We start from the raw sequence: 7,306 nt of genomic DNA, 5'->3' as shown, positions 1-7,306 counted from the left end.
GCAAACTATAACTTATCATTACTTTTATAGAGGTACCAAATTTTGAAGGATTGTTTCGGCTGTAGAGAAATAGTGCTGGCTTTTTTCCTCATCCGAGTACTTGCTTAGTTCTAAAAAGGCAGAGGCTATGATGGCTGCGGCAGACGCATCACGTTTTGCGTTCGGAATGTTGGGGGCGTTAAAATCCCAGTAGGGAATTTTATCTTGGGGCATATTTTCATGGTTCAGCAGGAAATCGGCTATATGCTGTGCCTGTTCTAAATACTTTTCGTCTTTTGTTTCGCGATACATCACGGTATAGCCATAAAGTCCCCATGCCTGACCTCTTGCCCAAGCCGATTCATCGGCTGCTCCCTGTGCCGTTTTCTTCTGCGTTACAGCGCCTGTGTTAGGATTGTAGTTTATAACATGGTAGGTGCTATAATCAGGACGGAAGTGATGCTCCATGGTGGTGTTGGCATGCGTCACAGCAATGTCATAGTAAGTAGAATCTCCAGACTCCTTGGTAGCCCAGAACAGTAGTTCTAGGTTCATCATGTTATCAATAATCACCAAAAAATCCTCTGGAGCAGAATCCCAGGAGCGGATAGCTTTTACTTGCGGATTATAACGGCTAGAAAGCGACTTGGCGCTATTTAATAGTATTTGCTTATACTCAGGTTTTGGGCTGATACGGTTGGCGTTGCCGAAACTGCAGAACATCATAAAGCCGAGGTCGTGGGTAGAGGTGTTGTACTGCTCTTTTTCCAGCACCTGCATAATACGCATCGCCTCATCGTACAACGCCTGATCTTTTGTCTCTTCGTACAAGTATAAAAGTGTACCTGGGTAAAAGCCGCTGCACCACCAGTCAGAACCGCTTATTTCGAGTTCATCCTGCTCGGCATGATATGTTTTTGGGAAGCGGTCTTGAGGCAGCCTTGCCATTAACACTTTGTATTGTGCGGCGGCATCTTCAAAGTTATTGTTTGCTAGGTTCACTACCTCTGCTGAGGTAGCCATTGCATCCTGCTGTGCTTGTTCGCTACTACTGCAAGAAGTATAAAAAGAAACTAGGCCAAGCAGAAGCGTTTTAATAGGTAGACGTCTTTTCAACATGTTATTTAAGTCGTAGGGCGATAAATTAAGTATGCTAACGAATTAGAAAACCTACTAGCATCTGACTGCCTAATATAGGGAAATTAGGTGCTAACCGAAAATAATAAAAGCTAGGTGGTGTCTATCTGTCAGTCTTTGGTTGGGTAAGCTTAAGCAGGAGTGCAACTATAAAAATACTATTATATGAAGAATCTTTTTGATTTTGTTGTAAACATTTATGATGTGCTATATACAGCTGCTTGTGTTCGAAACTAATGTGTTATATTATGATTTCTAAAGCTGTACAGGTGCTACTATGCCCTTTGTAATTCTTCCATTTACAAGTCTAACTTGTTTACATCTTAGTTTATAAGCTAGATATGATTCTATCGAAAAATCATCTTTTACATGGGCAGAACCTGTCTGCTGACATTTGTATTGTTGGGGGAGGTCCAGCGGCCATATCAATGGCTATGCAGCTTGCTTTAACTTCTCTTAAAGTAATAGTGATTGCAGGGGGAGGTTGGTCAGAGACGAGGGCTGCTCAGGATTTACATAAGGGAGTGGTAGTGCCTAAAGGTTCTCATGAACCGCTAGAGCAATTGCGTAGGCGGCAGTTTGGTGGTGCTTCAGCAGTTTGGTCAGGCAGATGCGTTCCCTATGATCCTATTGATCTGAAAGATCGATTTTGGGTGCCTGCAAGCGGGTGGCCCATCTCATACGAAGAAATCGAGCCTTACTATTCTAAAGCAAGTGACTTGTGCCAAATTGGAGAATTGAACTTCAATGCCAGGCAAGTTTTTCCAAACCATCAGAACGAAATTATACCAGGATTCGACACAGGTGAGATTGATTCTTCGCTGTTGGAAAGATGGAGTCCTCCTACACGCTTTGCTAAAGAATATAGAGCCGAGTTAGAGCGTAGTTCAACAATTCATGTTTTGTTAGACGCTCATGTATTGTCGTTCCAGATGTCAGGAAGGAGCGATAGAATAACACATGTTGAGGTGGCAGCAGATAAAAAAAGGTTAACTATTGAAGCAGCCCATTTTGTGCTTGCGGCTGGTGGAATTGAAAATCCAAGACTTCTGCTGTCTTCTAAAAATGAGTACTTTCAGAATGGGTTAGGTAACCAGCACGATAATGTAGGAAGATATTACATGACCCACATTGTTGGCACTTATGCCAAAATAAATCCTTATAACAGGGAGAACATCATGTTCGGTTTTGAGAAAGACAAAGATGTTTACTGTCGCAGACGCTGGGGGTTTACAGAGGCTGCTCAGGAGGAGAACAGGCTTATGAACACAATCTTTTATTTGTCGCACCCAGTAAGTGTAGATAAGAGAGGCTTTGCTTTTACCTCAATCTATAATACAGCCAAACTTCTTGTTTCTGAAACAGGTTTTCGTGATTCACTTCGGAAAGCAGCGAAGCGCGCTGACTATATGTCCCGTGGGTTTGGTAACTTTTATAACTTAGGTTTACCCAGTCTTCTTCCATCCAAGAATAGTCCATATTGGGGATTATTGTTTCAAGCTGAGCAGACTCCAAACAGGGAGAGTAGGGTCAGTTTGTCTGATACAGAGCGAGATGCTTTTGGCATGTACAGAGCTAAAGTAAAAATAGCTTTCAACGATAGAGATATTGAGTCTTTGGTGAACGCGCACAATATCTTTATGAAAAGGTTTAAAGAATGTAGCGTGGGTGAAGCAGTTTATACAGAAGAAGGTCTTCGGGAATTTCTAAAAGGCTTGCTAAGTAATTATAACTCTTATGCGCACCACATAGGAACTACAAAAATGTCAGACAATCCAAAAAATGGCGTTGTAGATAAGAATTCAAAAGTTTTTGGTATAGATAACCTATTTGTAGCAAGCTCTTCTACTTTCCCTACAAGTAGCCATGCGAATCCTACTTTAACCGTCGTTGCACAATCATTGATGCTTGCTGATCATCTAAAATCAATTATGAGCGAAAGAACAAGCAGCAATAAATGTTTTATGAAAGTTTAAATGAGAGTAGAGCATCTATTTTGGATTCAGTTAAGCTGCTTACTGTGCCTTCTGAGCAAACCCTGTTCTAGTCATTTCTCCCCAGCTTTTCTTGCCCGTAATTAAATCGTAGTTGCCTTGTACGGCTGCCCAAACAGTGACAGGGTGGTACAGGAACGGCTCCAGCAGCGCTGTTCCAATCAGGCTTAGCATGTGTTTAGGTCGCTTGTACTGTTTGTAAGAATGCTCTTCGAAAAGGATAGGATGGCGAAAAGTGAGTTCATGATAGCAAAAGAGTAAATCAGCGCCAGAAATGAAAAGAAAAAGGGCCAGTTGGCAAAACCTAGGATAGCTGACAAAACAAAAAATATCATTCCGAAGAATTCTATAAGAGGTGCCAGCCACTCGAAGAGCACCCATAACGGCAGACTAACCAAACCTAGAATACCATAGCGTTTGTTCAGAATCATTTTACGGTGCAGCATAAGTGTTTCGGCGGTGCCTCTGGTCCAGCGGTTACGTTGCCGCTTTAAGATGTCCCAGGTTTGTGGGGCCTCTGTCCAGCAGAGCGGATCGGGTATAAAGGCAACTTTGCAGGGCATTTTTTCTTCGTACATCAGGCGCCGCATTCTTACGAGCAGTTCCATGTCTTCGCCTACTGTGTTGTGGTTGTAGCCGCCTGCGCGTATCACCGTTTCCTTATCGAACATGCCAAACGCGCCCGAAATCAGTAGTAAGCCGTCGAGGTGAGCCCATGCCATTCGCCCCATCAGAAAAGCCCTGAAATACTCCAGTACCTGTACACGGGCTATAAACTTGTCTGGCACGTGCACACGAATCAAACGTCCATCTTCTACTTCGCAAGAATTGGCAATCCTGATTACGCCTCCAGTAGCAATAACTTTTCGCTCCTCTTCCTTAAACGGCTTCACCAGTTTCAGCAAAGAATCTGGTTCCAGCACACAATCTACATCTATACAGGCAATAAGTTTGTTCACAGATACATTGATGCCAACATTCAGAGCATCAGCCTTGCCGCCATTTTCCTTGTCTACCACTACCAGCTTGTGGTGAGCTGGGTTCTTAGCTTTATAAATGCCACGTACAGGTTTGGTTGCTACTTGCTCGTTCAGTACATAATCTACTTTCTCCAGTTCGTACGCCTCAATAAGCAGCTGCATGGTGTTGTCTTTGCTGCCGTCGTTTACTATAATAACCTCGCAGTTATTGTAGTGCAGCGTCAGAAGCGAGCGCACATTGTCTACTATGGTCATAGATTCGTTGTAGGCGGGAGCTATAAGTGATACCGAAGGAGCAAACTTTGAAGAAAGAATGGAACGGTAATCTACAAAGCTGTTTCGCTTTTTATAGTTGGCCATGGCAAAAGCCGATATTAGCGCCAGTATAACATAACTAGCGCATATCCCAATGGCGTAATACAGCACCAGGTAGTTAAAAAAAGTAGCTGTTTCCCCGATATAAGACCTTATAAGCTCGCTCATATTCTTGGGTCAAGTGCAAAGGCAGCCACAGAATGCAGCGCATGTTGCAAATCGTCTTTAATTCCAGAAAGTATAGCCTTTCCTTTTCCGCCGCTTTTAATCATAGCCCTTGCAGCTGCTAGCTGTAGGTTTCGGTCGCTTTCAAGCAAAACTCTTTCGTAAAAGGCAAAGTTGTCTTCTAGTGTTATAGCTGGTAGCGTCTTTAGAATCTCCATCTTGTTTTCAGGAGTTTCATGGCTATAGATTTCCAACAGTTTTTCTGTCGCCTCAAAAGCTTCTAACTGCCTGATGGCGACAAGTACCTCCCTGCGAAGTTCTGCTGAAGGATGGTCTAGTAGTTCCAAAAGCTTTGGTACAGCATTGTGTTGGGCATATTGCACTATCATGCGAAGGCAAAAAACAACGATAGTTTCTTCTTCGTTGCTTAACCATTGCTCAAAAGCAGGTAAGTTTTCTAAATGCGCTTTATGTGCAGCTCTGGCCAATTGCATTTGCTGCCATCCTAGTAGCGGTTCAGAAAGTTGGTTCAAGAAAGCGAATGGTGCGTCCTTCTCCAACCTGATCAAAGCTACTTGTGCCTCTGACCGTAGAATGGGGTGGGAGTGGTTAATGAAAGAACGAATCAAGTCAAGATCCTGTTGCATGCCCATTTCGGCCAGTTCGCAGATTCCTTTGGCAATTACGTCCCAGGAGTTAGAGTAAAGCTTGTATTTAGAATGTTGGTGCAGGCCAAGTTCCTCGTACAAAACACTTAGTCTTTCGGCTGATTCGCCAATAAGATTTTGGCTTAGCGATATCAGACTCTCCAGGAATACCTGTCGGTTAAAGCCATTGTTTAGCTTTTTTACACGAAAGCGTATCGTGCGTTCCCGTGGCCACTCGTCATCAAACATATAGGCCGTAATTAACTGCTGAGACTTTTTTCCCATCCATCTGCTTCGCCTGTATTTCCAGCCATCTTTTAACCTGCTCAAAAGTATAACCAGAAAAAGCCCGAAAGCAACGGACAGAAAGAAAAGCGAAACAAGTAGAATAATCTCTACTGTTTCGGGTATGTCTGCAAAATGGTCCTGTAGTTTGTAGAGTCTATCCATACGCTAAAATTTTGCCTGAACAAACAAACCTGTTGTGATGCGATTGCGATGCGCTTCGGATGTGTATTCTTCCCGTTCATACATCAGTGTAGCACCAGCTAAGTACCTCTTGCTTAACCTAAACTGGCTCTCCAGCCCCACACGGGTAGCATCTAGCCTTGCTATCTCCTCAAAGCCAACCAACGAGAACGGCGTACTTCCTTTAGATAGTACAAGCGTGATATGCTCGTCTTCCTGTTTAAAATATTGCCTTAGTTGTAGAATGCCTGTTGTTTGCCAACCGTCGTGCTGCTTTTGAAAAAATGGTCTGAAGGCAATCCACTGCTTGCCGAAATACTTGCCCAAATGTCCTGTATAAAGTACCACTGTTTGAGAAGGAAAAAACAAGGTTCTCGCTCCAACAGATGCTTCTAGCTTGAAAGGTAGTAACTGGTAGATTTCGGCACCAGTACGGTATGTCGGGAAAAGGTTGTTATCTGAAATACCAGCATTGATATAAGCATAAGTGCTTTTGCCTAGCTGTGGGTAAGCTTCCAGTTCACCTTGCAGACTTTGCTGAGAATACCGCTGTGCACGGCTTACCCTTGCAATAAACTTTGCCTTAGGTGCCAAATGAGTGTATTCTAGTTGGCTTAATTGCCAAGATTCTGTCGCGTTATCAGTAAAAAAAGTTGTTTGGTGCTCTACCTTCAGCCGATGTGTTAAGTTAGCATCAACCATTTGTTCTAGAAGAGCCGAAGCCACTTCATTCTGTGGTTGTGCTGCTACTACCGATTTTAGAAGTTCATTAGCTTCCTTGTACCTTTTCAGGTCGCGCAGCGCACGAGCCATTGCCAGCTGTAGCGGAACAGAAGTAGGTGTAGCCGCTAAACCTTGTTGCGCATGCTGTAGCGATTGTTCAGGATCACCTGCCCATAATTCCACATCAGCTAGCGCCAATAGCGCTCCCTGGTGGGGTGGTTCCTGCTGCACAAGCGGCAATAGAACTATTCTTGCAGAGTCAGCTTTGTGCTGCCAGGCATAGGTTCTGCCAATCAATACAATAGCATCGGAATAATGAGGAGCTACAGCTAAAACCTGCTGCGCCATTTTGCGGCTGTTGTTATACTTGCCTGCCTGTGCCTGTTGCTGTGCCTGAACAAGCAAAGAATCTGCGTTCAGGATATGCTGCTGCGCAGAAGCTGTGCCTGGCAAAGCAGTGCAAGCTACCAAAAGGCACAAACCTAGGAAGTACCGTAGGGGTGTCATTATCCTCTTGCTGTGTGGCGAACTAAAAGGCGCTTTACCCTGAGTGTAAGCTCGCCTGGGCTAAATGGTTTTGCTATAAAGTCATCGGCACCTAGTTTAAAAGCGTCCATAATGGTGCCTTCTTCATCGGAACCAGAAAGCACGATCACGGGTAAATCGGTGAAGGTGGCTTTAGCAAAAGACAGTACTTCCATACCCGTTACAAAAGGTAACATAAGGTCTGTAATTACCAAGTCAAAAGTGTTTGACTTTAACTTTTCCAGCGCCTCTTTTCCTGTTCTTGCTGCAGTTACTTCGTAGCCATCCTTCTTCAATCTAAACTCCAGAGTTCGTAGAATCATTTCATCGTCTTCAACAACAAGAATTCTCATGGTCAGTAAATTAAGGGTGA

The 7,306-nt window shown here is 43.8% G+C and carries 7 protein-coding genes; 1 reads left to right on the top strand and 6 read right to left on the bottom strand.

The genetic code is table 11. The annotated features are described in order from the left end of the window. Window positions 1-24: 24 nt before the first annotated feature. Window positions 25-1,098 (bottom strand): glycoside hydrolase family 88 protein, encoded by a 1,074-nt coding sequence (locus LN893_RS11750; RefSeq protein ID WP_229970229.1) that lies wholly within the window; start codon window positions 1,096-1,098, stop codon window positions 25-27. A 359-nt stretch (window positions 1,099-1,457) separates the two neighbouring features. Between LN893_RS11750 and LN893_RS11745 the strand changes: the two genes are divergently transcribed. Then, window positions 1,458-3,092, top strand: a complete 1,635-nt coding sequence (locus tag LN893_RS11745) for a GMC oxidoreductase (protein WP_229970226.1) — start codon at window positions 1,458-1,460, stop codon at window positions 3,090-3,092. A gap of 39 nt (window positions 3,093-3,131) precedes the next feature. On the opposite strand, the gene LN893_RS11740 is transcribed toward LN893_RS11745, so the two are convergent. Genes LN893_RS11740 through LN893_RS11720 form a run of 5 tightly spaced genes read right to left on the bottom strand, consistent with a single transcriptional unit; the run spans window position 3,132 to window position 7,286 of the window. Continuing rightward, the gene (locus LN893_RS11740) at window positions 3,132-3,284 is read right to left on the bottom strand and encodes a hypothetical protein (protein ID WP_229970192.1); all 153 of its coding nucleotides are present in this window, start codon (window positions 3,282-3,284) and stop codon (window positions 3,132-3,134) included. Further along, window positions 3,278-4,573: a glycosyltransferase family 2 protein gene (locus LN893_RS11735; protein ID WP_229970191.1), complete on the bottom strand. Its 1,296-nt coding sequence runs from the start codon at window positions 4,571-4,573 to the stop codon at window positions 3,278-3,280. Before LN893_RS11735 ends, LN893_RS11740 begins: the two co-directional genes overlap by 7 nt. Further along, complete coding sequence (locus tag LN893_RS11730) at window positions 4,570-5,667, bottom strand: HEAT repeat domain-containing protein (protein ID WP_229970188.1); 1,098 nt, start codon at window positions 5,665-5,667, stop codon at window positions 4,570-4,572. The genes LN893_RS11735 and LN893_RS11730 overlap by 4 nt, the downstream gene beginning before the upstream one ends. 3 nt (window positions 5,668-5,670) lie before the next feature. Continuing rightward, window positions 5,671-6,915, bottom strand: coding sequence for a YaiO family outer membrane beta-barrel protein (locus LN893_RS11725; protein WP_229970185.1), 1,245 nt, complete (start codon window positions 6,913-6,915; stop codon window positions 5,671-5,673). Next, window positions 6,915-7,286, bottom strand: coding sequence for a response regulator transcription factor (locus LN893_RS11720; protein ID WP_229970183.1), 372 nt, complete (start codon window positions 7,284-7,286; stop codon window positions 6,915-6,917). Before LN893_RS11720 ends, LN893_RS11725 begins: the two co-directional genes overlap by 1 nt. Window positions 7,287-7,306: the final 20 nt, after the last annotated feature.

The organism is Pontibacter harenae (genome assembly GCF_020907245.1).
GTDB classification, from domain to species: domain Bacteria; phylum Bacteroidota; class Bacteroidia; order Cytophagales; family Hymenobacteraceae; genus Pontibacter; species Pontibacter harenae.
Note: the sequence above shows the minus strand (reverse complement) of the source record. Positions and strands in the feature narration are given on the sequence as shown.